This window comes from Kitasatospora sp. NPDC048722 (assembly GCF_040650235.1).
Lineage (GTDB): Bacteria > Actinomycetota > Actinomycetes > Streptomycetales > Streptomycetaceae > Kitasatospora.
Window position 1 is genome coordinate 391,681 of the sequence record NZ_JBEZGX010000001.1, and the last position, 23,846, is coordinate 415,526.

Sequence of the window (23,846 nt, forward strand, 5' to 3'; positions counted from 1 at the left end):
CGCGCGTCACCGGCGTGCGTCACCGAAGGGTCAGCGGTACTGTCTCCCATCCTTAGCCCGTCGGTCACCTTCAGTCAATACAGTGGTGGACAACGGACGTTTTCGCCCTATATATGGGCAATAAATGCTCATCGTTCGTGACGTGGAGTAGTCGGGCCGTGGAGTAGTTGACACACTGTCGGGGCCGCGCGACCGCCTGTCCCCGTCGTCCGTCCGGTCCGATTTGCCGCCGCCTTCCCGGACGCCCAGGCTGGAGTCTGTGATCCCCACGGAGGTCCGGGGTACCGGTCGGCGCCGCCGGGCGCGCGCGGTCGCCGGTGCGGCCGCGCTCTGCGCGGTGCTGCTGGCCGGGTGCGCGGGCTCGGGGGGCGGCCCGTCCACGCACGGCTCCCCGGGCTCGGCGGGCTCGGCGAGTTCCCCGGGCTCCCCGGGCTCCGCGGTCCGCGTGCCCCGGCCCGACCACGTCGTGGTGGTCGTCGAGGAGAACAAGTCCTATTCCGACGTGATCGGCAACACCTCCGACGCGCCGTTCATCAACGCGCTGGCCGCGCAGGGCGCGTCCTTCAGCCGGTCGTACGCCGTCGCCCACCCCAGCCAGCCCAACTACCTGGCGCTGTTCTCCGGTTCCGTCCAGGGCGTCACCGACGACTCCTGCCCCAAGTCCTTCGGCACGCCCGACCTCGGCTCCGCCCTGCTCGCCGCGGGCCTGACCTTCACCGGCTACTCCGAGGACCTCCCCGCCGCCGGCTACACCGGCTGCGCCGCCGGCGGGTACGCCCGCAAGCACAACCCGTGGGTGGACTTCGGAGCCCTGCCGCCCGGAGTCAACCAGCCCTTCTCGGCCTTCCCCGGCGACTACGCCGCCCTGCCGGCGCTCTCCTTCGTCGTGCCGAACCTGACCCACGACATGCACGACGGCACCGTCCGGCAGGGCGACGACTGGCTGAAGGCCAACCTGGCCGGCTACGCGGACTGGGCCCGCGGCCACAACAGCCTGCTGGTGGTCACCTGGGACGAGGACGACAACGGCCAGGGCAACCAGGTCCCCACCGTCGTCGTCGGCCAGCAGGTCCAGCCCGGAGGCTACGACGAGCGGATCGACCACTACCGGCTGCTGCGCACCCTGGAGGACGCCTTCGGCCTGCCGCCGACCGGAGCGGCGGCGGACACCGCGCCCATCGGGGACATCTGGCGGACCCGGCCCTGACCGGGCCCGGCGGGCGCGCCGCCGCGCACCGGATGCGCGCGCCGGGCCGCGGTGGAACGCTGGTCGGGCAAGGAGGTGGGTGCGCCATGGAACACCGCCGCCGCGGACCGCGGTACACCGTCCCGGCCGCAGCGCTCGCCCTCCTGCTCACCGCCCTCGCCGGCTGCTCGGGCACCGGCGGCGGCCCCGCCCCGGCGTCCTCCGCGCCCCCGTCCGCGGGCTCCCCGGGGCCGCGCGCCGTCCTGCCCACCGGCATCCCCGGCGACTGGCACCTCGTCTTCCAGGACGACTTCGACGGCACCTCCCTCGACGGCTCCAAGTGGAACGTCGGCAACCCGTACGTCGAGCCGCAGCGGATCACCCCGCCGGTCGGCGGCCAGGAGCTCGACTGCTACGACGCGGGCCAGGTCGTGGTGCGCGACGGCATGCTGCACATCACCGCCGTGCAGAAGCAGCAGAAGTGCGGCGGCAGGACGCTCCCGTACGTCTCCGGCATGGTCAACACCAAGGACAAGTTCTCCTTCGCCTTCGGCGCCCTGGAGGCCCGGGTCCACGTCCCCGCCACCGCCGACGGGTCGGTCGCCAACTGGCCCGCCTTCTGGGCCGTCGGGCCCGACTGGCCCAGCGGCGGGGAGAACGACGTCATGGAGGGGCTGCACGGCAAGATCTGCGCCTACTTCAACTCCGCGACGGCCTCCACCGGCAGCTGCGCCGCCCGCGACCTGACCGGCTGGCACGTCTTCGGCGCCGAGTGGCAGAACGGGCGCGTGGACTACTACCGGGACGGCGTCTACGCGGCCACCCTCAACCAGGGCATCACCTCCGCCCCCATGTGGCTGATGATCGACAACGCCGTCCAGCCGACGATCGGCGGCCCCACGTCGGTCCCGGCCACCCTGCTGATCGACTACGTCCGGGTCTGGCAGCAGTAGGACCTCCTCGTACCCGCTGCGTAACGGCTTGGCCACAGGCGTTCCCCAAAGCCGTCCAAACCGGGAACGCGGCCCCCTTCCGCGCGACATGATGATGCGTCACGCGGGCGGTGGAGGGAGAACGGCAGGATGGGCGACGGCACGCCGACGGATGCGGTCCCGGACGCGGTTCCGCCGGCGCGGACGGACCAGTGGCCCCGGACCCGCCGCGACCGGGCCCGCGGCCAGGACCTCCCGCCCTCGCGGCTCCGGCGGCTACGCGCGGACCCGGAGGCGCCGACGCGGGTCCGGGTCGACCCCGAGGCGCCGACCAGGGTGCGCGTCGATCCCGAGGCACCGACCAGGGTGCGCGTCGATCCCGAGGCGCCGACCAGGGTCAAACCCCGGGCCGCCACCCCGCCCACGCAGACCCGCCGCGCGGCCCCCTCCCGCGGCGGCCACTTCGGGGGCGCCTTCCCGGCGGCCCTGCTGAACCGCTACGAGCCGAACCAGGTCGCCGGCTCGGGCACCGAGGGCACCGTCTGGCAGGTCCGGCGCCTGGACGGCGGCGGCGACGCCGCGGTGAAGGTCACCCGCACGGGCCAGGCCATGGACACCGAGCTCCTGGACCACCTGCGCGACGAGGCCTACCTGCGCCACGTCCCGCGGATCGTCGACTACGGCCAGGTCGAGCACGCCGGGATCGGCTGCGACTGGGTGGCGATGGAGTACCTCCCGGTCACCCTCGCCGACCGCATCGCCGAGCTCAGCCGCGCCGGCCGGCACACCGACCCGCGCGCGACCGACCCCATCGTCCGCGAACTCGTCGCGATGCTGGACTTCTGGCAGCGGCGGGTGGCCCGCAACCCGGTCGACTTCAAGCCCGCCAACATCCTGGTGCGCCCCGGCGCCGGCCCCGGCCAGTTCGTGATCGCGGACTTCGGCGGCGTCGCCAAGCTCACCGCCAGCCGCAGCTTCTCGCCCGAGATGCAGGTCACCGTCGCCTACATGGCCCCCGAGCAGCTGGCCGGCTCCAACCACCCGGCGGGCCCCTGGTGGGGCCTGGGCAACGTCCTGTACGAGCTGTTCACCGGCCGCCCCCGCTACCTGGACCAGGACGGCCTCCTGCTGAGCGACGAGGTCCTCCAGTACGACCTGGTCTTCAACGAGGAGGTCGACCTCTCCGCCGTCACCGACCCGCGCCGCCGGCTCCTGCTCCAGGGCCTGTTCACCAGGAACCCGGCCCACCGCTGGCAGGCCCAGCAGGTCAGGGCCTGGCTGGACGGCGGCAGCCCGGCGGTCGTGCGCACCCAGGCGCCCGCCGCGGCCGCCGGCACCGGCCACGCCCACCGGCCGGTCACCTTCCTCGGCGACCCCTACCACGCCCCGTCCGCCCTCGCCTGGACCATGCTCAACCGCTCCGGCGAGGCCGCCGAGTGGCTGGTCGACGGCGGCGCACGGAGGCTGCTCTCCTGGCTGCAGGACGACGTCCGCGACACCCTCTTCGACCTGCACCACCTGCGCGACGTCGACCGCGCCCGGGGCACCGGACGGGCCCGCGCGGCCGCGCTCGCCGTGCTCGCCTTCGGCGCCGCGTTCGCGCCCTCCGCCGTCCCGCACTACCGCGAGCGCCCGGTCGACGCGGCCGGGCTGACCCGGATCGGCACCGAGCCGGACGTCGTCGCCGTCCTCGACGAACTGCTCGCCGCCTCGGTGCCGGCCGTCGCCGCCCGCTACGACTGCGACCATCCCGAGTGCTCCGGCGAGCACTGCGGACGGCTGCTCGCCCTCGTCCGCGTCCCGCAGGTCGTCGCCGAGACCGACCGCGCCGCCCGCGAACTCGGCGGCGGCGGACGCACCGGCGACGGCCTGACCGTCGACGAGCGGGCCCACGCCTACCGCCTGGCGATCTGGCTGACCGTCCAGCCCGAGGAGCACGCCCGGCTGCTCGCCCGGCTCTCCCCGCTGCCCGCCGCGCTGTACCGGCTCCCGCTCACCGGGCGGGCGGCGGCCATGACGGCCGTGATCGCGGCCGTCCTGGTGGACGCCGTGGCGAAGGCCTGGGGCGCGGTGCGCCGCCGCCCGGCGGACGACGTGCGGCGCCGCTGGTCCGCGCTGCGCCGGCGTGCGGTCGGCGCCGACCCCGCGACCGTGCACGGCTGCGCTGCGCTGATCGCGGCCGAGGCGCTGCGGGGCCGGCGCACGGCAGGCGGCCGGCCGGCCGCGAACGGGCAGGCCGGGCGGGGCGGGACGCCGGGGACGAACCGGTGGGCGGCGGCCGGGCGCACCGGGCGGCCGAGGCCCTGGCGGGCATGGGCCGCGGCCTGGTGGGCCAACGCCGGAACCGTGGTTCCCCGGCAGGTCGCGGCGGCGCTGCTCGTGCTCGTCGCGCTCGCGCTGGTGCTCTGGGCGGGCGCGCTCGCCCGGATCAGCGTCGACGCGGGCAACCAGCTGAAGATCCTGCCCAACGGCCTGTTCGGCGGTCCGCTGCGGACGGCCGGCGAACACGCCGCCCGGATGATGACGCCCCAGCTCGGCGCGGCGCTGGCCGCCGCCCTCACCCTGGTGGCCTTCCCCGCGCGCGTCGGCCGGGGGACGCTCGCCCTGGCCGCCGCCGGCGCCGGCGCGATCGGCTACCTGCGGCTAGGGCCGCCGATGACGGTGCTCAAGCCGCCGCCCGCGCTGGCCGACCGGGTGGTGACCTTCGAGGGCGGCATGGGCAGCTGGGCCGGGGTGGCGGCGATCGCCGGGGTCGTCCTCGCCCTCGTCCTGATCGAGCGCGCCACCAGGCTGCTCGGCCCGGTCCACGCGGCGCGTCGGCGGACGGTGGCCCGGTGGCGCGACATCGCCGACGGCCGCGGGGCGGCCACCTCCCCGATGACGGCGGCGGCCGCCGCGTCCTGGCCGCGGCCCGCGGCGGCGGCCTGGCGGGCGGGTGCACCCGGCGCGCGCGACCGTGCCGTGTTCGCCCTCGGCTCCACCGCGGTCCTGGTCGTCCTGCTGTGGGCGACCGTCGAGGTCCGGCTCGCCGCCGTCGGGCACCACCGGACCCCGGCGTCCTGGGGCACCGGCCAGACCGGTGCCGTCTACCAGGCCGGCTTCACGCTGCTGCTCGCCGCCGTCTCGGTCGCCGCCGCCCTCGGCGGTCCGCGCACCGCCCGTCGCCTGTTCGTCCTGTGGATCCTCGGCACCCTGCTGCTCGGTGCCTGGCCCACGGCACTCGGCCCGATGGAGGCGCTGCGCATCCCGGTGGCGGAGCCGCTCTACCGCGGCATCGCCGGGCTCTGGGGACACAGCGCGTTCTGGGCCGCCGTGCTGATCGCGCTCCCGCTCGTCTGCCTGGGCGTCCAGCGGACCGTCGGCCGGACGGCCGCCCCTACCACCGCCCCTACCACCGCCGGTACCGCCGGGGGCCGCTGAGGCCCGTTCTCCAGCCGAGTCGTCAGCCGACCAGGCGGGACAGCTCGATCGAGTGGCCCGTGCGCTCGACCTTGGCGCGCAGGTAGCGGACGTTGCTCTCCGAGAGGTGGACGCCGGTCGGGACCCGCTGCTCGACGGTGATCCCGAGGGCGGACAGCTGGGCGGCCTTGTCCGGGTTGTTGCTCAGCAGCTCGATGCCGGTGGCGCCGAGGGCGGTCAGCATCTGGGCCGCGGCGGTGTAGTCCCGGCCGTCCTCGGGCAGGCCGAGGGCGGTGTTGGCGTCGTAGGTGTCGAGGCCGGAGTCCTGCAGGGCGTAGGCGTCGAGCTTGTTGTAGAGCCCGATGCCGCGGCCCTCCTGACGGAGGTAGAGCAGGTAGCCGCCGGCCTCGCTGATCCGCTCGACCGACTCGCGCAGCTGCGGGCCGCAGTCGCAGCGGTCCGAGCCGAACACGTCGCCGGTCAGGCACTCCGAGTGCAGCCGCACCAGCGGCGTCCCGCCCTCCGGCACCCGCCCGAACGCGAGCGCCAGGTGTTCGGCGCCGTCGGCCAGGCCGTGGAAGGTGAAGACCTCCGCGTCGGCGCGGTAGCCGTCCGGGAAGGTCAGCGGGATGCGCACGCGTGAGCGCACCGTGGCGGAGCCGGGCTGCGGCATGGGCGGGCCTCCGATGGCGAGTGGCGGGTTGCCGAGGTGGTCAGGTCCCCGAGGGGGTGGACCGGGCTCCGACCGTACTCGGTCGTTCCAATTTGAACAACTGGGTACTGTCCGTGCCCGGGCCGACTACGCAGACGATGTCGGAGGCGCACAACACCACGTCCGCCCCGGCTGTTCCCGTCCACGGGGACTACGTTCCGTGATTCGCGGGCGGGGCCGGGAGACGGTTCAGCCGGGCTCGGTGCGGGCGCGAGGGGGCTGAGGGACCGTAACCACCGCGGGGCCAGGGGGGTTTCAGTATGTGGATGGGCCGGGAGCCGTACCGGGGACACTGCGAGACTTGCCCGCGTTTCCTGGGCACGGGAACGCCTCGCGCACGTCCACTCCCGACCACGGAAGGTCCGAACCGGATGCCCGCCAACCCTCCCACCGCCCCCTCCCCGCAGGCCACCGAGGCCGAGAGCCGCGCCGTCGAGGCGCTCTACGCGGACGTCGTCCGCCGCAACCGCGGCGAGAACGAGTTCCACCAGGCCGTCCACGAGGTCCTGGAGACCCTCGGTCCGGTCCTCGCCCGCCGCCCCGAGCTCGTCGACGCCCGGATCATCGAGCGCGTCTGCGAGCCCGAGCGCCAGCTGATGTTCCGCGTGCCGTGGACGGACGACTCCGGCGCGGTCCACGTCAACCGCGGCTTCCGCGTGGAGTTCAGCAGCGCCCTCGGCCCGTACAAGGGCGGGCTGCGCTTCCACCCCTCCGTCGACCTCGGCATCGTCAAGTTCCTCGGCTTCGAACAGATCTTCAAGAACGCGCTCACCGGGCTGTCCATCGGCGGCGGCAAGGGCGGCTCCGACTTCGACCCCAAGGGCCGCTCGGACGCCGAGGTCATGCGCTTCTGCCAGTCCTTCATGACCGAGCTGTACCGCCACATCGGCGAGCACACCGACGTCCCGGCCGGGGACATCGGCGTCGGCGGCCGGGAGATCGGCTACCTCTTCGGCCAGTACAAGCGGATCACCAACCGCCACGAGAGCGGCGTCCTCACCGGCAAGGGCCTCGGCTGGGGCGGCGCGCAGGTGCGCACCGAGGCCACCGGGTACGGCTGTGTGCTGTTCACCGAGGAGATGCTGCGCGCCCGCGGCGAGAGCCTCGACGGGTGCCGGGTCGCCGTCTCGGGCTCGGGCAACGTCGCCGTGTACGCGATCGAGAAGGCGCAGCAGCTCGGCGCGACCGTCCTCACCTGCTCCGACTCCTCCGGCTACGTGGTCGACGAGAAGGGTATCGACCTCGACCTGCTCAAGGAGGTCAAGGAGGTCCGGCGCGGCCGGATCGCCGAGTACGCCGAACTGCGCGGCGACCACGTCCGGTTCGTCGAGGCGGGGGCCGAGGGGGTGAGCGTGTGGAGCGTGCCGTGCGACGTCGCGCTGCCCTGCGCCACGCAGAACGAGCTGGCCGAGGCGGACGCGATCGCGCTGGTGCGCGGCGGCGTGAAGGCGGTCGCCGAGGGCGCCAACATGCCCACCACGCCGGAGGCGGTCCGGGTGTTCCAGGAGGCCGGCGTGGCGTTCGGCCCGGGCAAGGCCGCGAACGCGGGCGGCGTCGCGACCAGCGCGCTGGAGATGCAGCAGAACGCCTCGCGCGACTCGTGGACCTTCGCACGCACCGAGGAGCGGCTGGCCGGCATCATGCGGCACATCCACGAGTCCTGCGCCGTCACCGCCGAGCGGTACGGGCGGCCGGGCGACTACGTGGTGGGCGCGAACATCGCGGGCTTCGAGCTCGTCGCTGACGCGATGCTGGCGCAGGGCCTGGTCTGATCAGGCGCTGACCCGGAGCCCGGTGCCCGGTGCGTGTCGCGGGTGGCGGTCCCGCCGGGACCGCCACCCGACCGAAGCGGGCACCGATTGTCGGGTGCGGCAAGGTGGGTCCTTCCTACGGTGGAGACCAACGAGGAAGGACGGGGGCCGGCGTGCTGGAGCACCTGAACCGGGCGATGGAGGACATCGACCGCAACCTGGACCGCGAGATCGACGTGGCCGAACTGGCGCGGATCGCGGTGACGTCGGAACACCACTTCCGGCGGCTGTTCTCGATGCTCGCCGGGATGCCGCTGTCGGAGTACGTCCGGCGCCGGCGGCTGACCGTCGCCGGGGCCGAGGTGCTCGACGGCGAGCGGACGTTGCTCGACATCGCGGTCCGGTACGGCTACACCTCGGGGGAGGCGTTCGCCCGGGCGTTCCGGGCGATGCACGGGGTCGGGCCCGGGGAGGCCCGGCGCGACGGCGCGGTGCTCAAGTCCCAGGCCCGGATGTCCTTCCGACTCGTCGTGGAAGGAGCAAGCAGTATGGATTACCGGATCGTGCGGAAGCCGGACTTCCGGATCGTCGGCAAGAAGGCGCGGGTGCCCCTGATCTACCAGGGCGTCAACCCGCACATCGCCGAGTTCATCAAGGGGCTCGGCAAGGGGACCGTCGAGCGGATCGCGGCGCTGACGGGCAACGAGCCGGTCGGCATCGTCTCGGTGACCGACGACTTCTCGCCCAACCGGGAGGAGGGCTCCGAACTCGACTACTGGCACGCGGTGGTGGCGCGCGAGGACGCCGTCGTCCCGGACGACCTGGACGTTCTGCACGTCCCGGCCGGGACGTGGGCGGTGTTCACCAACACGGGGTCGTTCCCGCAGGCGCTGCAGCAGATGTGGGCGGACGTGTACGGCCAGTGGTTCCCCTCCAACCCGTACGAGGCCAGGCCGGGCCCGGAGATCCTGCGCACCCACTTCGTCCCGGGGACGGGCGACGCCGAGGCGGAGCTCTGGATCCCGGTGGCGCGGGCCGTGCGGAGCTGACGGTCGGCGACTGACGGCGAACGGATGACAGATGACAGATTTCGAAATCTGTCATCTGTCATCTGTTTTCCGTTCGCTCGCCCCCGTTCGGCGCAGCACCGGCGGCCCGTCCCCGAACGCCCCCGCATGCTGGGCGGGGGCGGGGTGGGGCTACCAGCGGGGGGCTACCCGAGGAGTGGGATCACCGATGGCCAGAGCGTTCGCGTTCGTCGACTACGGCGGGCCGGAGACCCAGGAGTTCCTGGACCGCCCGGAGCTCCTGCCGGGCCCGGGGCAACTGGCCGTCGCTGTCCGCGCCGCCGGGGTGAACCCGGTGGACTGGAAGGTCCGCAGCGGTTTCCTCGGCCGCCAGGGCCGAGACCTGCCCTTCGTCATGGGCCAGGAGGCCGCGGGCGTCGTCCTGCGGGTCGGCCCGGACGTGACCGCCTTCACCCCGGGGGACGAGGTCTTCGGGGTCGCCGCCGCCGGCGCCTTCGCCGAACAGACGCTGCTGCGCGCCGGGATGAGCGCCCTCAAGCCCGCGGCCGTCGGCTTCGACCGGGCCGCGACCCTCGCCGTCGCCACGGCGACCGCCGACGACGCCGTCCGCGACGTGGGCCTGGGCTCCGGCCGCACGCTCCTGATCCTCGGTGCCGCCGGGGGCGTCGGCAGCGCGGCGGTGCAGATCGCCCGCAGCCGCGGCCTGCGCGTGATCGGCACCGCGAGCGACGCCAACCGCGGCCACGTCGAGGCGCTCGGTGCCGTGCACGTCCGGTACGGCGAGGGTGTCGCCGAGCGGATCGCTCAGGCGGCTCCGGAAGGCGTGGACGGCATCCTCGACCTCGTCGGCGGTGACGCGCCGCGCGCCGCCGCCGATGCCCTCGCCGACCGTTCGAAGCTGGTCAGCACCGCCGATCCGGCGACGGCCGCCGAGCTGGGCGGCCGCTACGTCACGCGCTCCACCACCTCCGAAAGCCTGGCCGCCCTGGCCGCCCTCGTCGCGGCCGGCGAGCTGGACGTGCACATCACCGCCCGCTACCCGCTGGCCCGCGCCGCCGAGGCGCTCGCCCTCGTCGAGTCCGGGCACGCGAAAGGCAAGATTGTCCTCGAAATCGCATGACAGCAAGCAGAATTGACGGATCATCACCGTCGTCACCGACGCAGGAACGGCCAGAGAGAAGCACATGAAGCAGAACTCCGCCACCATCGGCGCCCCCTGTTGGGTCGAGCTGGGCACCTCCGACCCCGCCGCAGCCCGGTCCTTCTACGGCGAGCTGTTCGGCTGGCGCGCCGAGACCGACGTGCGGCCCGAAGCCGGCGGCTACACGCAGATGTTCCTCGGTGACGCGCCGGTCGCGGCCGTCACCCCGCTCTACGGGCCGCAGCAGCCGACGGGCTGGACGGTGTCCTTCGCGGTCGCCGACGCCGACGAGACCGTCGCGACGATCAAGGCGCGCGGCGGCAAGGCGCTCGTGGAGCCCTCCGACGTGTTCGACCTCGGTCGGTTCGCCGTGGTCGCCGACAACTCCGGCGCGGTCTTCACGCTCTGGCAGGCCCGCGCGTTCCAGGGCGCGGGCGTGTTCAACGAGCCCGGCGCGCTCGGCTGGGTGGAGCTGGCCACCCGGGACGCGGAGAGCGCGACGGCCTTCTACCCGGCGGTGTTCGGCTGGTCGGTCACCGCGTCCCCGCAGTACACCCAATGGGGCCTGGCCGGTGCGGACTTCGGCGGCATGATGGTGATGGACGACCGCTTCCCGCCACAGGTCCCCGCGCACTGGCTGCCGTACTTCGCGGTCGCGGACGTCGACAACACCGTCACGCGCGCGAGCGGTCTCGGCGCCGACGTGCTGATGCCCGCGACGGACGTCCCGGACGGCCCGCGCATCGGCGTCCTGCGCGACGCCCAGGGAGCGGTGTTCGGCGTCTACCGCGCGGGCGACGAGGGCTGACCCTCCCCGGACTCCCCGCCGGAAACCAGTGCCCGTGCCGCGCGCCGTCCCCGCCACACCGCGGCCGCCGCACCCGCCGTCACGAGCACGGCCGCCAGTGGCACCACGTCACCGACGCGGTCGTACCAGGTCAGCGTGCCGGGCGCGGTGAGCGGCAGCCGCACGGTCAGCGCCCCGGTGCCGTCGGTGCCGAGCCGGGCGAGCTCGCGGCCCTGCGCGTCGAAGGCCGCCGAGACCCCCGTCAGCGAGGCCTGCACGGCCGGACGGCCGGTCTCGGCGGCCCGGATCGCCGCGAGCGAGACGTGCTGCGCGGGCGCCCACGTGTGCTGGAACGTCGACGTGGACGACTGGTAGACCAGCACCCGGGCCCCGTCCCGCGCCGCCGTCCGCGCCATGTCGGGGAACGCCGACTCGAAGCAGACCAGCACGCCGACCGGCAGCGCGCCGCCCGCCCGGTCGGTGGCCGGCAGCACGTGGAACGAGGTCCCGGGTGCCCGGTTCTCGCCCGCCGCCCGGCTGACGCCCGCGATCCACCCGAGCACCGGCCGCAGCGGGATGTACTCGCCGAACGGCACCAGCCGGATCTTGCGGTAGCGGTCCACGACGCCCGCCGGGGAGACCAGGACGGCGTCCTTCGAGATCCGCCCGTCGGCCTTGCGCGCGTCCTCCCCGGCGATGACCTGCGCGCCGGTGGCGGCGGACAGTTCGCGCAGCCGGTCCAGCGCGACCCGGTCGCGGTCCAGGTCGGACGTGGTGCTGCTCTCGCCCCAGACGACCAGGTCCACCGGCCGCCCGCCGAGCTCCGCCGTGGCCCGGGCGCTCGCGTCGAACCGGGCCCGCGGGTCGTCGACGATCCCCGGCTGGACGAGTGCCACCGTCACCGCCCCCGTCCGCGCGGGCGCGTCGCGCAGCGCGAACAGGAGCGGACCGGCCACCAGGACCAGGACGGCGGTCAGCGCCGCGACGGCCCGTGGGCGCCAGGGGGCGGCCGTGAGCACGACCAGCACCCCGGTGTTCACCGCCACCACCGCCGCGCTGACCAGCCAGATCCCGCCCGCCGAAGCAAGCGCGAGGACGGCCGGGTGCTGCCACTGGGTGGCACCGAGCAGCGCCCACGGCCCGCCCAGCGCGTGCCAGGAGCGGGCGTACTCGGTGGTCAGCCACAGCGCGGGGACGAGGGCCACGGCGAGCAGCGCGCGGCGGGCCGTCAGCGGTGGGCGCAGCAGCCGGTGCACGCCGAGGCCGACGACGGCCTGCAGCGCCCCGAACAGGACGGCGAGCACCGGCAGACCCGGTCCGATCGACGGGACCAGCCAGTACATCGCGGTCAGGATGAAACCCGCGCCGAACCACCACCCGCGCACCGCCGCCTCCCGCCCCGACGGCGCCCGCTGCATCAGCAGCAGTCCCGGCACCAGCGCGACCCAGGCCAGCCACGCGAGCCCCAGGGGCGGGAACGCGAGCACCGGCAGCGCCCCGGCCGCCAGCGCCCCGAGGCGCGCCCGGTACCGGTGGGCGGGCCGCGTCGGCCCGGCGCCGGCCGGGTCGCCCCGGTCGCAGGCGAAGGGCGTGGGGGAGACGGGACGGCTGAGGGCGAGGCGTCGCGACATGCCCCGTATTGTCCGCTCGGGCGCATGATGCCACCAGTGTTCACGTCACCCGGACGGATGACGTGAACACCACGTTTGGAACACCCGAACGACCGGTCCCGTCCCGGTGTCCCGGCCCTGGCCGGGGTGCCTCAGCCCTCGTCGCCCTCCAGGTCCCCCTCGGTCTCCAGGAACGCGGCCTGCAACTGCTCGATCAGCTCCGGGTCCGGCTTCTCCCACAGGCCGCGGCTCGCCGCCTCCAGGAGGCGCTCGCTGATCCCGTGCAGAGCCCACGGGTTGGCGCCGGCGAGGAACTCCCGGTTGACCGGGTCCAGCACGTACTCCTGGGTCAGCTTCTCGTACATCCAGTCCGCGACCACGCCCGTCGTGGCGTCGTAGCCGAACAGGTAGTCGACGGTCGCGGCCATCTCGAACGCGCCCTTGTAGCCGTGGCGGCGCATCGCCTCGATCCAGCGCGGGTTGACCACCCGGGCGCGGAAGACGCGGGCGGCCTCCTCGGTGAGCGTCCTGGTGCGGACGGTCTCCGGGCGGGTCGAGTCGCCGATGTAGGCGGTCGGCGCCTTGCCGGTGAGGGCGCGGACGGTGGCGACCATGCCGCCGTGGTACTGGAAGTAGTCGTCCGAGTCGGCGATGTCGTGCTCGCGGGTGTCGGTGTTCTTCGCGGCGACGGTGATCCGCTTGTACGCGGTCTCCATCTCCTCGCGCGCCGGGCGCCCGTCGAGCCCGCGCCCGTACGCGTAGCCGCCCCACACCGTGTAGACCTCGGCGAGGTCGGCGTCGGTGCGCCAGTCGCGGCTGTCGATCAGCTGGAGCAGGCCCGCGCCGTAGGTGCCGGGGCGGGAGCCGAAGACGCGGACGGTGGCCCTGCGCTCGTCCCCGTGGACGGCGAGGTCGGCCTGCACGTGGGCGCGGACGAAGTTGTCCGCCGCCGGTTCCTCCTGGGCGGCGGCCAGGCGCACCGCGTCGTCCAGCAGGGCGACGACGTGCGGGAACGCGTCGCGGAAGAAGCCCGAGATGCGCAGCGTGACGTCGATGCGCGGGCGGCCGAGCTCCTCCAGCGGGATCGGCTCCAGGCCGGTCACGCGGCGCGAGGCGTCGTCCCAGACCGGGCGGACGCCGAGCAGGGCGAAGGCCTCGGCGATGTCGTCGCCGGCGGTGCGCATCGCGCTGGTGCCCCACAGCGAGAGCCCGACCGAGGGCGGGCAGGCGCCGTCGTTGTCGGCCCGGTAGCGCTCGACAAGCGAGGCGGCGAGGGCCTGGCCGGTCTCCCAGGCGAGCTTGCTGGGCACCGCCTTGGGGTCGACGGAGTAGAAGTTGCGGCCGGTGGGCAGCACGTTGACGAGGCCGCGCAGCGGGGAGCCGGAGGGCCCGGCCGGGACGAAGCCGCCCTGGAGCGCGTGCAGGACGGCGTCCAGCTCGTCGGTCGTGGCGGCGAGGCGCGGCACCACCTGGGTGGCGGCGAACGCGAGCACCTCGCGGACGGCCTCGGGGTACCCGGCGGCGACCTTCTCGACCGCCTCGGGCGCCCAGTCCTCGGCCTCCATGGCCTCGACCAGGGCGCGGGCCTTGGCCTCGGCCGCGTCGGTGGCGCCGAGGGTGAGCGCGGCCTCGTCCAGGCCGAGCGCCTCGCGCAGGCCGGGCAGGGCGCTGACGCCGCCCCAGATCTGGCGGGCACGCAGGATGGCGAGCACGATGTTGACCCGGTCGGTGCCGGCCGGGGCCTGGCCGAGGACGTGCAGGCCGTCGCGGATCTGGGCGTCCTTGACCTCGCACAGCCAGCCGTCGACGTGCAGCAGGAAGTCGTCGAAGCCGTCGTCCTCGGGGCGCTCGTCGAGGCCGAGGTCGTGGTCGAGCTTGGCGGCCTGGATGAGGGTCCAGATCTGGGCGCGGATCGCGGGGAGCTTGGCCGGGTCCATCGCGGCGATGTTGGAGTGCTCGTCGAGGAGCTGCTCCAGGCGGGCGATGTCGCCGTAGGAGTCGGCGCGGGCCATCGGCGGCACGAGGTGGTCGACCAGCGTGGCGTGGGCGCGGCGCTTGGCCTGGGTGCCCTCGCCCGGGTCGTTGACCAGGAACGGGTAGACGAGCGGGAGGTCGCCGAGGACGGCGTCGGGGCCGCACTCGGCGGACAGCGCGGCGGTCTTGCCGGGCAGCCACTCCAGGTTGCCGTGCTTGCCGAGGTGGATGACGGCGTGGGCGCCGAAGCCGCCGTCCTCCTGGGCGGCCTCGATCCAGCGGTAGGCGGCGAGGTAGTGGTGGCTCGGCGGCAGGTCGGGGTCGTGGTAGATCGCGACCGGGTTCTCGCCGAAGCCGCGCGGCGGCTGGATGAGGACGAGTAGGTTCCCGGAGCGGATCGCGGCGAGCACGATGTCGCCGTCGGGGTTCTGGGAGCGGTCGACGTACAGCTCGCCGGGGGCCGGGCCCCAGTGCTCCTCGACCTGCGCGCGCAGGGCCTGCGGGAGCCCGGCGTACCAGCGGCGGTAGTCGGCGGCGGGGATGCGGACCGGGTTGCGGGCCAGCTGGTCCTCGGTGAGCCAGTCCTGGTCGTAGCCGCCGGCGGCGATCAGGGCGTGGATGATCGCGTCGCCCTCGTGGCCGTCCTCGGCGCCGTCGTCCAGGCCGGGCAGGTCGTTCCCGAGGTCCATGCCCTCCTCGCGCAGCCGGTGCAGCAGCCGGACGGCGCTGGCCGGGGTGTCCAGGCCGACGGCGTTGCCGACGCGGGCGTGCTTGGTCGGGTACGCGGACAGCACGAGCGCGAGGCGGCGCTCGGCGGCCGGGACGTGCCGCAGGCGGGCGTGCTTGACGGCGGTGCCGGCGACGCGGGCGGCGCGCTCCGGATCGGCGGCGTAGACGGTGAGGCCGTCCTCGTCGAGCTCCTTGAACGAGAACGGGACGCTGATCAGGCGGCCGTCGAACTCCGGCACGGCGATCTGCGTCGCGGTGTCCAGCGGGGACAGGCCGTCGTCGCTGGCCTCCCACTGGGCGCGCGACCAGGTGAGGCACAGCGCCTGGAGGATCGGGCGGTCCAGCGCGGCGAGCGCGCCCGCGTCCCAGGCCTCCTCGTCGCCGCCGGCCTGGGCGTCGGCGGGGCGGGTGCCGCCGGCGGCGAGCACGGTGGTGACGATCGCGTCGGCCTCGCCGAGGGCGGCCAGCAGCTCGGGCTCGGCGCCGCGCAGCGAGGCGCAGTAGTACGCCTTCGCGCGGGCGCCCTTGTCCTCGATCGCCCGGCACAGGGTCTCGACGAACGCGATGTTCCCGCTCATGTGGTGGGCGCGGTAGTAGAGCACGGCGACCGTCGGGCCGTCGCCGGCGGTGGTCGCGGCCTCGCGCTCCAGGGGACCCCAGGCCGGGGCGGAGGCGGGCGGGGCGAAGCCGTGGCCGGTGAGCAGCACGGTGTCGGAGAGGAACGCGCCGAGCTCGGCCAGGTTGGCCGCGCCGCCGTGGGCGAGGTAGGCGTGCGCCTCGGCGGCGATGCCGGCCGGGACGGTGGACAGCTCCATCAGCTGGGCGTCGGGGGCCTGTTCGCCGGTCAGGACGACCACCGGGCGCGGGCCCGCCAGCAGCGCGTCGAGGCCCTCCTGCCAGGCGCGGCGCCCGCCGAGCAGGCGGACCACCACCAGCTCGGTGCCGTCCAGCAGCTCCGGCAGGTCCTCGGGGGACAGCCGGGCGGGGTTGCCGAGCCGGTACGGGACGGGGCCGGCCGAGGCGCGGGCACTGAGCAGGTCGGTGTCGGACGTCGACAGCAGCAGGATCATGCGTAGGCCCTCCCGGCCTCGGTGGTGGCCGGGGCGGCCGAAACGGCGGCGGCCCGGACGGCCTCGGTGGTGGCCGGGGACGCGGGCGCGGGCATGCGACAGCGGTGGTGCATTTCTGCCTTCCTCGGGGTCCGCGCCCCGGGCCGGTGGAGGACGGCGGGAGTTCCTGGCTCCCGCGGCCACCGGGTGTCCCGGTGAGCCGCGGTCACAGTGGCGGGACCGCACCGGGCTTGCACCGGTTTCCTCCCCTGCGCCGTCGCTGGCGTCGGGCGGTCCGCGGGGACCGCCCGCCAGCATCGTACGGGGTGTGGCTGACCTGGGGGAGAGCGAGTTCTGACCTGCCCGGTGTCGCTGCGGGCGCGGGGGAAGCGCGGAGGAGGCGCGGGGACGGGCTGGCCGCGGGGGTGCGGTGGGGTGGCCGCAGGGGTGGCCGCAAGGGTGCGGCGGGGGTGCGGGCGGGGGCGTGTGGTCGGGCGTGGGCGCCGCGCGCCGGGGTGCGCCAGGGTGCGCGGTGGCGGGGTGAGCGAGAGGCACCTACCGGGAGCCGGAGTGTGATCCGGAGTGTGATGCAGCGGACGGAGGCAACCGATCGGATCATCTGTATGCTCGCCGCCATGCCACCGACACCCGACGCCACCCCGCCGGGCGCCGCGGTGCCCGACCGGGGGCGCGCGGACGCCTGTCCAGGGGCGCTTCGTCTGCACACGGCCGACGACGGCGCCCTGGCCCGGGTCCGCCTGCCCGGCGGTCTCCTGACGGACCGTCAGGCGATCGCGCTGGCCGACGCGGCCGAGGCCCTCGGCGACGGCGAACTGGAGACCACCTCCCGCGGCAACGTCCAACTCCGCGGCCTGGCTCCGCACTGCGCGGCGGACCTCGCCGAACGACTGCGCGCCGTCGGGCTGCTGCCCTCCGACACCCACGAACGGGTGCGCAACATCGTCGCCTCGCCGCTCGCCGGCCTCGACGCCCGCCCGGCCGCCGACGTGCAGGCCTGGGTGCGGGAACTGGACACGCGGCTGTGCGCGGGCGACTGGGCGGCCGGACTCTCCGGCAAGTTCCTGTTCGCGCTGGACGACGGCCACGGCGACGTCGCCGCGCTCGACGCCGATGTGACATTGATCGCAGGCCCGGACGGCCGCCGTCTGCTGCGCCTCGGGCGGGACGCCTCCGGACACCCGGTCGAGGCCGGGCGGGAAGTGACGGCCGTGCTGGACGCGGCCCGGTCCTTCCTGGACGCGCTGCGCGCGAGCGGGCGCAAGGCCTGGCACCTGCGCGAGGTCCCGGACCTGCTTCCGGCCGGCACCGTGCCCCTGCCCGCGTTCACCGGGGCCGCCCCCGTCGTCGGCGCGCTGCCCGGCGGGCTGTCGGTGGGCGTGCGCTTCGGCCGGGCGAGCGCGGCGCAGTGGCGCGCGCTGGTCGCGTCCTCCGCCGGTGAACTGCGCCTGACGCCCTGGCGCGGAGCCGTCCTGCCGGGGGCCCCGGCCGAGCGGCTGGCCGGCCTCGCCGAGGCCGGGTTCCGGACGCTGCCCGGCTCGCCCTGGGAACGGGCCTCCGCCTGCACCGGGCTGCCCGGGTGCGCCAGATCGCTCGCCGACGTGCGGGCGGACGCGGCGCGGGCCCTGGACGTGGCGAGCGCCGGCGGCCTGCCCGTGCATTGGTCGGGCTGTGAACGGCGCTGCGGCCACCCGGCCGGGCGGTGGGTGGACGTGCTCGCCACTGGGCAGGGCTACCGGGTGACGGTGAACGGCCCGGCGGTCGGCGCGGGGGCGCAGGCTTCGGCTGTGGACGTTTCCGCCGTGGAGGTTTCCGCGATGGAGGTTTCCGCCGTGGATGTGACGAACGAGGAGATGGCCGAGGCGGTCGCCGAGGCCAGGAGGACCACGAAGTGATCGAGTACGAGAAGGACGGTGCGTCCATCTACCGCCAGTCCTTTGCCACCATCCGCGCGGAGGCCGACCTGGCCGCCCTGCCGGCGGACGTCTCCCAGGTCGCGGTGCGGATGATCCACGCCTGCGGGATGGTCGACCTGGTCGAGGACCTGGTGTACTCGCCCGGCGTGGTCGCCTCCGCGCGCGCCGCGCTGCACGCCGGCGCGCCGATCCTGTGCGACGTCAACATGGTCGCGAGCGGCGTGACCCGCAAGCGGCTGCCCGCCGACAACGAGGTCGTCTGCACCCTCACCGACCCGTCGGTCCCCGAACTGGCCCGCGCGATGGGCAACACCCGTAGCGCCGCCGCCATGGAGCTGTGGCTGCCCCGCCTGGAAGGCGCCGTGGTGGCCGTCGGCAACGCGCCGACCTCGCTCTTCCGGCTCCTGGAGATGATCGAGGCGGGCGCGCCGCGCCCGGCCGCGGTGATCGGCGTGCCGGTCGGCTTCATCGGCGCCGCCGAGTCCAAGCAGGCCCTGGCCGAGCACCCGTCCGGCCTGGAGCACCTGGTGGTGCGCGGCCGCCGCGGTGGCAGCGCGATGGCCGCCGCAGCCATCAACGCGATTGCGAGTGAAGAAGAGTGACGGATCGTCAGAACGCCTCGACCGGACGGCTCTACGGAGTCGGGCTCGGGCCGGGCGACCCGTCCCTGGTGACCGTCCGCGCCGCCGAACTCATCGGCAAGGCCGACGTCGTGGCGTACCACAGTGCCCGGCACGGGCGGTCCATCGCGCGCTCGATCGCCGAGCGGTACCTGACGGGTGGTCAGGTCGAGGAGAAGCTGGTCTACCCGATCACCGTCGAGACCACCGACCACCCGGGCGGCTACCGGGGTGCGCTGGACGACTTCTACGAGGAGGCCGCCGCCCGGCTGGCCGCCCACCTGGACGCCGGGCGCGACGTCGTCGTGCTCGCCGAGGGTGACCCGCTGTTCTACGGCTCCTACCAGCACATGCACAAGCGGCTCGCGCACCGCTACCCGACCGAGGTGGTGCCGGGCGTGACCTCCGTCAGCGCGGCGGCCGCTCGGCTCGGCCAGCCGCTGACGGAGGCCGAGGAGACCCTCACGGTCATCCCGGGAACGCTGCCCGAGGAGGAGCTGGCGGCACGGATCGCGTCCGCCGACTCGGCCGTGATCATGAAGCTCGGGCGCACCTTCCCGGCCGTCCGCCGCGCGCTGGAGCGGGCGGGCCGCCTGGAGGACGCGCAGTACGTCGAGCGCGCGTTCATGGAGGGTGAGCGGATCGCGCCGCTCGCCGAGATCGACGGGGAGACCGTGCCCTACTTCTCGGTGGCGGTGCTGCCGAGCAAGGTCGCGCCGCTGGAGCCGGTCGTGCGGACGGCGGAGGGGGTCGGCCGTGTGACCGTCGTCGGTACCGGGCCGGCCGGACCGCTGTGGCTCACCCCGGAGGCGCGCGGCGCGCTGGCCGAGGCCACTGACCTGGTCGGCTACACCACCTACCTGGCCCGGGTGCCGGAGCGGCCGGGGCAGGTGCGGCACGGATCGGACAACAAGGTGGAGTCCGAGCGCGCCGAGTTCGCCCTCGACCTGGCCCGGCGCGGACGGCGGGTCTGCGTGGTGTCCTCGGGCGACCCGGGCGTCTTCGCGATGGCGACGGCGGTGCTGGAGGTCGCCTGCGAGGAGGCCTACCGGGACGTGCCGGTGCGGGTCCTGCCAGGCATGACCGCGGCGCACGCGGCCGCGTCCCGGGCGGGCGCCCCGCTGGGGCACGACTACGCGGTCGTCTCACTGTCGGACCGGCTCAAGCCGTGGGACGCGGTGGCCCGCCGCCTGCGCGCGGCGGCGGAGGCGGACCTGGTGCTCGCGCTGTACAACCCGGGGTCCAAGTCGCGGACGACGCAGGTCGGTCTGGCCCGGGACCTCCTCCTGGAGTACCGCGCGCCGGAGACGCCGGTCGTGATGGCGCGCGACGTCGGCGGCCCGACCGAGCGGGTCCGGATCGTCCGGCTCGGCGAGCTGGACCCGGCGCTCGTCGACATGCGGACGATCCTGCTGATCGGCTCCTCGCAGACGCGGGCCGTCGAGCGCGGCGCCGGCGTCGAGGTGGTCTGGACGCCGCGGCGGTACCCGGAGTAACGGAGAACGGATGACAGCTGACAGATGACGAAATCTGTCAGCTGTCATCTGTTACTCGTCAGCCGTCAGCCGTCAGGCCTCGGTCGCCGGCCGCCCCGTCACCGCGTCGGCTTGGTGATCAGCAGTTCCGTGTTGTGGTCCTGCCCCGCGCCGAGCAGCGCGGCCGGCCGACCGTACGGGTCGTTGTAGGACAGCTCGCGGTAGAGCGCGGCCAGGTTCGCGTCCGACGTGCCGGCGAAGTCCGTCCCGTACGGGGCGTCGGACTCGATCAGCGTCGTGAACAGGGAGAGCGTGCCGTCCCCGTTGTCCGCGATCTCGATGATCCGGCCGTGCTGCGGGTAGTCGATGTGGGAGGCGGTGTTGATCTCCCAGAACGCGCGCTCCGGTACCGCGTGCCCGTGCGCAGTGATCTTGTTCATGTGGGTGTGTCCGTTCACCCACGCGACGACGTTGGGGTAGCGCTGGAGCAGCGCCACCAGCTCGTTGCCGTCGTGCCGCTTCTCGAAGATGTTGCGCGGGTCGGGCAGCAGGTTGCCCATGGTGCCGCTGGTGTGGTGGCTGAAGATCAGGATCAGGTCGTCGGTGCTGCCGCCGGTCACCTTGCGCCCGTTGCCGTCGTACCAGTGCCCGCTGTGCGCCTTCAGCTGCTGCTCCAGCCAGCGCAGTTGGGCGGTGCCGATCGAACCGTCCGCGAATCCGGCCTGGTTGGTGGTGTCCAGGCTGATGCCGAGGACCTTGTCCGAGATGCGGAAGGTGTAGAAGAGCTTGCCGCTGTTCACCATGTCCGAGGTGAAGCCGTGTCCGTGCGGGCCCGCGCCGGTGACCGCCGGGTCGAGGTGGGCCTTCGCGAACTCCTTGAGCGTGAACGGCCGTCGGCGCTCGTCGGGGGTGATCTCGCGCACCGCGTCGCCGGTCGCCAGCAGCTTGCCGAGCAGCAGCGCGGCGCTCGCCGGGTCGTGCCGCAGGGCCTCCATCAGTCGGCCGGCCTCGGCGTCGTCGCAGCCCTCCAGCTTGTACCGGCCGGTGTAGAGGTCGTTCAGCAGTCCGAGGTCCGGGAGCGAACCCTCAAGGCTGTCATCGTGGTTGCCGACCGTCGTGTACCAGGGCGTGCGCAGGCCCGGGGCGTCGAAGGGGCGGCCGGCGGCCGACAGGAAGCCGGGTATCTGCGGGAAACCCTTTGCCTTGTAGCCGTCCTGGAAGGACAGTTCGGGGTTCCAGTAGGCGGAGCTGCCGGAGTTCTGCACGCCCTCGTAGCGGTTCGGATCACCGGTGTTCTGAGCGAGGCGTCCGCCGCCCATCACCGTGAGGTACCAGTCGAGTTCGACGTGCTCGTGGTTGTCGGTGTTGTCGCCGGTGGCCATCACCAGGCTGAACGGCATCCCGGTGTAGGGGCCGCCGGCGAGCGAGTTGACGCGCTCGACGAGGGCCGAGACACCGCGGGCGTTCAGGGTCTCGTGCGGCCGGTGCGCCGCGCCGAGGAACTTGGCCAGGTACTCGAAGCGGAACGGCGACTCGGTGTCGACCAGGTGCAGGTCGGAGAACTGGACGAAGCTGGCCAGCCCGGTGCGGCGGTCGTCGCGCCCGCTGCCCGGGGCCGCGATGTCCCCGCGGACGACCAGAGGCCAGCCCGGCCCGGCCGTCAGCCGCTTGTAGGAGCCGCTGCCGACCGGCGTCGCCACCTGGTCGAGCGTGGTCCCGGTCACCCGGACGGCTCTCGCGGCGGTGGCCGCCAGTGCCCGGTCGCGCGCCGCCGCCGAGGCGAACTGTGCGCCGCCCAGCGAAAGGGCCGCCCAGGCGGCGGCCACCGACGTACCCGTCACGAACGTGCGCCGACTCATCCCTGCCACGAAAACCCCGCATTCTGATGGCCCGGCCGGTCGTACCGGTTCCGGGCCTTGTGTCATGAACCCCGCATCTGGCGGAGCGCCAGATTACTCGCTGGTAGGCGGCGGTTTCGAGACCCGTGCAGAGAACTTCTCGGTAACCAGAGGCGGCCATTCCCACCGCCCCGCCACCGCCCCCACCGCCATCCCCCCACCGCCCCCGCCAGCCCCCGCCCCCACTCCTGCTCACACCCGCCGATGGCCCCGGTCACCGTCCGGCCGGGCCCATGGGGGAAAATCGGCATCGGAGGCCGTTGCGGCCGTCCCGGGGCGGCGGCCGGAGCAGTGACCGGTGGTGCGGCCGGGGGCGGCGGTCCGTGCAGCAATCGGTGCGGCGACGGGAGCAGCGGCCACGACGGCGACCGAGACAGCGAGCGAGGCGGACGTGGCCGAACCGGGAGGCCGGGCCGGGCAGCTGAAGAGCAGCGGCCTGCGGCACGGCTGGACGACGGGCGCCTGCGCCACCGCGGCCGCCAAGGCCGCGTACACGGCGCTGCTCACCGGCGAGTTCCCGGACCCGGTGACCATCACCCTCCCCAAGGGGCAGCGGCCCGCGTTCGCCCTTGCCGCGGAGGAGCTCAGGTCGGCGAGCGGCCCGGCCGCCCCCGGTCGGCACCCGGGTGCCCCCGACGGGCCGAGCGCCATGGCCGGCGTGGTCAAGGACGCCGGCGACGACCCCGACGTGACGCACGGCGCCCTCATCCGCGCGACGGTGCGGGCCGGCGAGCCCGGCGCCGGGGTGGTGTTCCGGGCCGGCCCCGGGGTCGGGACGGTCACCAAGGCCGGTCTGCCGCTGCCCGTCGGCGAGCCCGCCATCAACCCGGTGCCGAGGCAGATGATCCGCGACGCCGTCGCCGAGGTGGCCGCCGAGCACGGTGGGACGGGGGACGTCGTCGTCGAGGTCTCCGTCGACCACGGCGAGGAGATCGCCCGCTCGACCTGGAACCCCCGGCTCGGGATCCTCGGCGGCCTGTCCGTCCTGGGCACGACCGGCATCGTCGTCCCCTACTCCTGCTCGGCCTGGATCGACTCGATCCGCCGCGGCGTGGACGTGGCGCGCGCGGCGGGCCGCACGCACGTGGCGGGGTGCACCGGGTCGACGTCGGAGAAGGTCGCCGTCGCCGTGCACGGACTTCCCGAGGACGCGCTGCTCGACATGGGTGACTTCGCCGGTGCCGTCCTCAAGTACCTCAAGCGCCACCCGGTGCCGAGGCTGACCATCGCGGGCGGCTTCGCCAAGCTGTCCAAGCTCGCGGCCGGCCACCTCGACCTGCACTCGGCGCGCTCGCAGGTGGACAAGGGCTACCTCGCCGACCTTGCCCGGCGCGGCGGCGCGGACGAGGCCCTGGCCGCGGCGGTGGCCGCCGCCAACACCGGGCTGGAGGCGGTGCAGTTGTGCCGCGCGGCGGGCGTGCCGCTGGGGGACCTGGTCGCCGAGGCGGCCAGGGCGACGGCGCTCGGTGTGCTCGTCGGCTCCCCGGTGGCGGTGGACGTCATCTGCATCGACCGCGCGGGCACCATCGTCGGACGGGCGGAACCGCTCGGGCCGTGAGGCGCGCGGCGGGTGCGCGCCCCCGGCCGTCCCGGGTGCGCACCAGGGCCCTGTGGGTGCGCG

General features: G+C 74.5%; 15 protein-coding genes and 1 riboswitch. Of the genes, 11 read left to right on the forward strand and 4 right to left on the reverse strand.

The genetic code is table 11. The features are described 5' to 3' along the window. Positions 1–259: 259 nt before the first annotated feature. The 3 genes from AB0C76_RS01665 to AB0C76_RS01675 all read left to right on the forward strand — a co-directional run bounded on the left by AB0C76_RS01665 (position 260) and on the right by AB0C76_RS01675 (position 5,538). Entirely contained in the window at positions 260–1,207 is a 948-nt protein-coding gene (locus AB0C76_RS01665; protein WP_359957926.1) for an alkaline phosphatase family protein, read from the forward strand. Between the two features lie 86 nt (positions 1,208–1,293). Then, entirely contained in the window at positions 1,294–2,139 is an 846-nt protein-coding gene (locus AB0C76_RS01670) for a glycoside hydrolase family 16 protein (protein WP_359957929.1), read from the forward strand. Between the two features lie 129 nt (positions 2,140–2,268). Then, complete coding sequence (locus tag AB0C76_RS01675) at positions 2,269–5,538, forward strand: hypothetical protein (protein ID WP_359957931.1); 3,270 nt, start codon at positions 2,269–2,271, stop codon at positions 5,536–5,538. A gap of 22 nt (positions 5,539–5,560) precedes the next feature. Here the strand turns inward: AB0C76_RS01675 and ribA are convergent, their stop codons facing one another. After that, positions 5,561–6,190, reverse strand: coding sequence for a GTP cyclohydrolase II (gene ribA, locus AB0C76_RS01680; protein WP_359957934.1), 630 nt, complete (start codon positions 6,188–6,190; stop codon positions 5,561–5,563). 410 nt (positions 6,191–6,600) lie between these two features. On the opposite strand from ribA, the gene gdhA reads away from it, so the two are divergent. The 4 genes from gdhA to AB0C76_RS01700 all read left to right on the forward strand — a co-directional run bounded on the left by gdhA (position 6,601) and on the right by AB0C76_RS01700 (position 10,957). Continuing rightward, entirely contained in the window at positions 6,601–8,001 is a 1,401-nt protein-coding gene (gdhA, locus tag AB0C76_RS01685; protein ID WP_359957936.1) for an NADP-specific glutamate dehydrogenase, read from the forward strand. Between the two features lie 152 nt (positions 8,002–8,153). Continuing rightward, positions 8,154–9,029 carry an AraC family transcriptional regulator gene (locus AB0C76_RS01690; protein ID WP_359957939.1) on the forward strand — a complete coding sequence of 292 codons (876 nt, stop codon included), beginning with the start codon at positions 8,154–8,156 and terminating at the stop codon, positions 9,027–9,029. Positions 9,030–9,216: 187 nt separating this feature from the next. Next, complete coding sequence (locus AB0C76_RS01695) at positions 9,217–10,128, forward strand: zinc-binding dehydrogenase (RefSeq protein WP_359957942.1); 912 nt, start codon at positions 9,217–9,219, stop codon at positions 10,126–10,128. Between the two features lie 64 nt (positions 10,129–10,192). Continuing rightward, positions 10,193–10,957 carry a VOC family protein gene (locus tag AB0C76_RS01700; protein ID WP_359957944.1) on the forward strand — a complete coding sequence of 255 codons (765 nt, stop codon included), beginning with the start codon at positions 10,193–10,195 and terminating at the stop codon, positions 10,955–10,957. Here the strand turns inward: AB0C76_RS01700 and lnt are convergent. After that, positions 10,933–12,567, reverse strand: a complete 1,635-nt coding sequence (lnt, locus tag AB0C76_RS01705; RefSeq protein WP_359957946.1) for an apolipoprotein N-acyltransferase — start codon at positions 12,565–12,567, stop codon at positions 10,933–10,935. The two genes, AB0C76_RS01700 and lnt, sit on opposite strands and share 25 nt — an antisense overlap. Positions 12,568–12,698: 131 nt before the next feature. Next, positions 12,699–16,319 carry a cobaltochelatase subunit CobN gene (cobN, locus tag AB0C76_RS01710; RefSeq protein WP_359957949.1) on the reverse strand — a complete coding sequence of 1,207 codons (3,621 nt, stop codon included), beginning with the start codon at positions 16,317–16,319 and terminating at the stop codon, positions 12,699–12,701. 160 nt (positions 16,320–16,479) lie between these two features. Continuing rightward, a riboswitch (cobalamin riboswitch) is annotated at positions 16,480–16,565 on the reverse strand. Between the two features lie 368 nt (positions 16,566–16,933). On the opposite strand from cobN, the gene AB0C76_RS01715 reads away from it, so the two are divergent. The 3 genes from AB0C76_RS01715 to AB0C76_RS01725 are packed head-to-tail and all read left to right on the forward strand — an operon-like array spanning position 16,934 to position 20,348. Next, entirely contained in the window at positions 16,934–18,211 is a 1,278-nt protein-coding gene (locus tag AB0C76_RS01715) for a cobalamin biosynthesis protein CobG (protein WP_359957952.1), read from the forward strand. Next, complete coding sequence (locus AB0C76_RS01720) at positions 18,208–18,834, forward strand: precorrin-8X methylmutase (protein ID WP_359957955.1); 627 nt, start codon at positions 18,208–18,210, stop codon at positions 18,832–18,834. The genes AB0C76_RS01715 and AB0C76_RS01720 overlap by 4 nt, the downstream gene beginning before the upstream one ends. Then, positions 18,831–20,348 (forward strand): precorrin-2 C(20)-methyltransferase, encoded by a 1,518-nt coding sequence (locus tag AB0C76_RS01725; RefSeq protein ID WP_359957957.1) that lies wholly within the window; start codon positions 18,831–18,833, stop codon positions 20,346–20,348. The genes AB0C76_RS01720 and AB0C76_RS01725 overlap by 4 nt, the downstream gene beginning before the upstream one ends. A gap of 98 nt (positions 20,349–20,446) precedes the next feature. Here AB0C76_RS01725 and AB0C76_RS01730 read toward each other — a convergent pair whose 3' ends face one another. Next, positions 20,447–22,186, reverse strand: coding sequence for a TIGR03767 family metallophosphoesterase (locus AB0C76_RS01730; protein WP_359957960.1), 1,740 nt, complete (start codon positions 22,184–22,186; stop codon positions 20,447–20,449). Between the two features lie 430 nt (positions 22,187–22,616). On the opposite strand from AB0C76_RS01730, the gene AB0C76_RS01735 reads away from it, so the two are divergent. Beyond that, positions 22,617–23,783 carry a cobalt-precorrin-5B (C(1))-methyltransferase gene (locus AB0C76_RS01735; protein WP_359957963.1) on the forward strand — a complete coding sequence of 389 codons (1,167 nt, stop codon included), beginning with the start codon at positions 22,617–22,619 and terminating at the stop codon, positions 23,781–23,783. The last annotated feature ends 63 nt before the right edge of the window (positions 23,784–23,846 follow it).

What these genes read in the sequence shown, in the direction of transcription:
- lnt (WP_359957946.1), bottom strand. Translation starts at nt 12,567, where the DNA reads ATGTCGCGACGCCTCGCCCTCAGCCGTCCCGTCTCCCCCACGCCCTTC.
- gdhA (WP_359957936.1), top strand. Translation starts at nt 6,601, where the DNA reads ATGCCCGCCAACCCTCCCACCGCCCCCTCCCCGCAGGCCACCGAGGCC.
- AB0C76_RS01670 (WP_359957929.1), top strand. Translation starts at nt 1,294, where the DNA reads ATGGAACACCGCCGCCGCGGACCGCGGTACACCGTCCCGGCCGCAGCG.
- AB0C76_RS01730 (WP_359957960.1), bottom strand. Translation starts at nt 22,186, where the DNA reads ATGAGTCGGCGCACGTTCGTGACGGGTACGTCGGTGGCCGCCGCCTGG.
- AB0C76_RS01700 (WP_359957944.1), top strand. Translation starts at nt 10,193, where the DNA reads ATGAAGCAGAACTCCGCCACCATCGGCGCCCCCTGTTGGGTCGAGCTG.
- AB0C76_RS01715 (WP_359957952.1), top strand. Translation starts at nt 16,934, where the DNA reads ATGCCACCGACACCCGACGCCACCCCGCCGGGCGCCGCGGTGCCCGAC.
- AB0C76_RS01695 (WP_359957942.1), top strand. Translation starts at nt 9,217, where the DNA reads ATGGCCAGAGCGTTCGCGTTCGTCGACTACGGCGGGCCGGAGACCCAG.
- AB0C76_RS01675 (WP_359957931.1), top strand. Translation starts at nt 2,269, where the DNA reads ATGGGCGACGGCACGCCGACGGATGCGGTCCCGGACGCGGTTCCGCCG.
- ribA (WP_359957934.1), bottom strand. Translation starts at nt 6,190, where the DNA reads ATGCCGCAGCCCGGCTCCGCCACGGTGCGCTCACGCGTGCGCATCCCG.
- cobN (WP_359957949.1), bottom strand. Translation starts at nt 16,319, where the DNA reads ATGATCCTGCTGCTGTCGACGTCCGACACCGACCTGCTCAGTGCCCGC.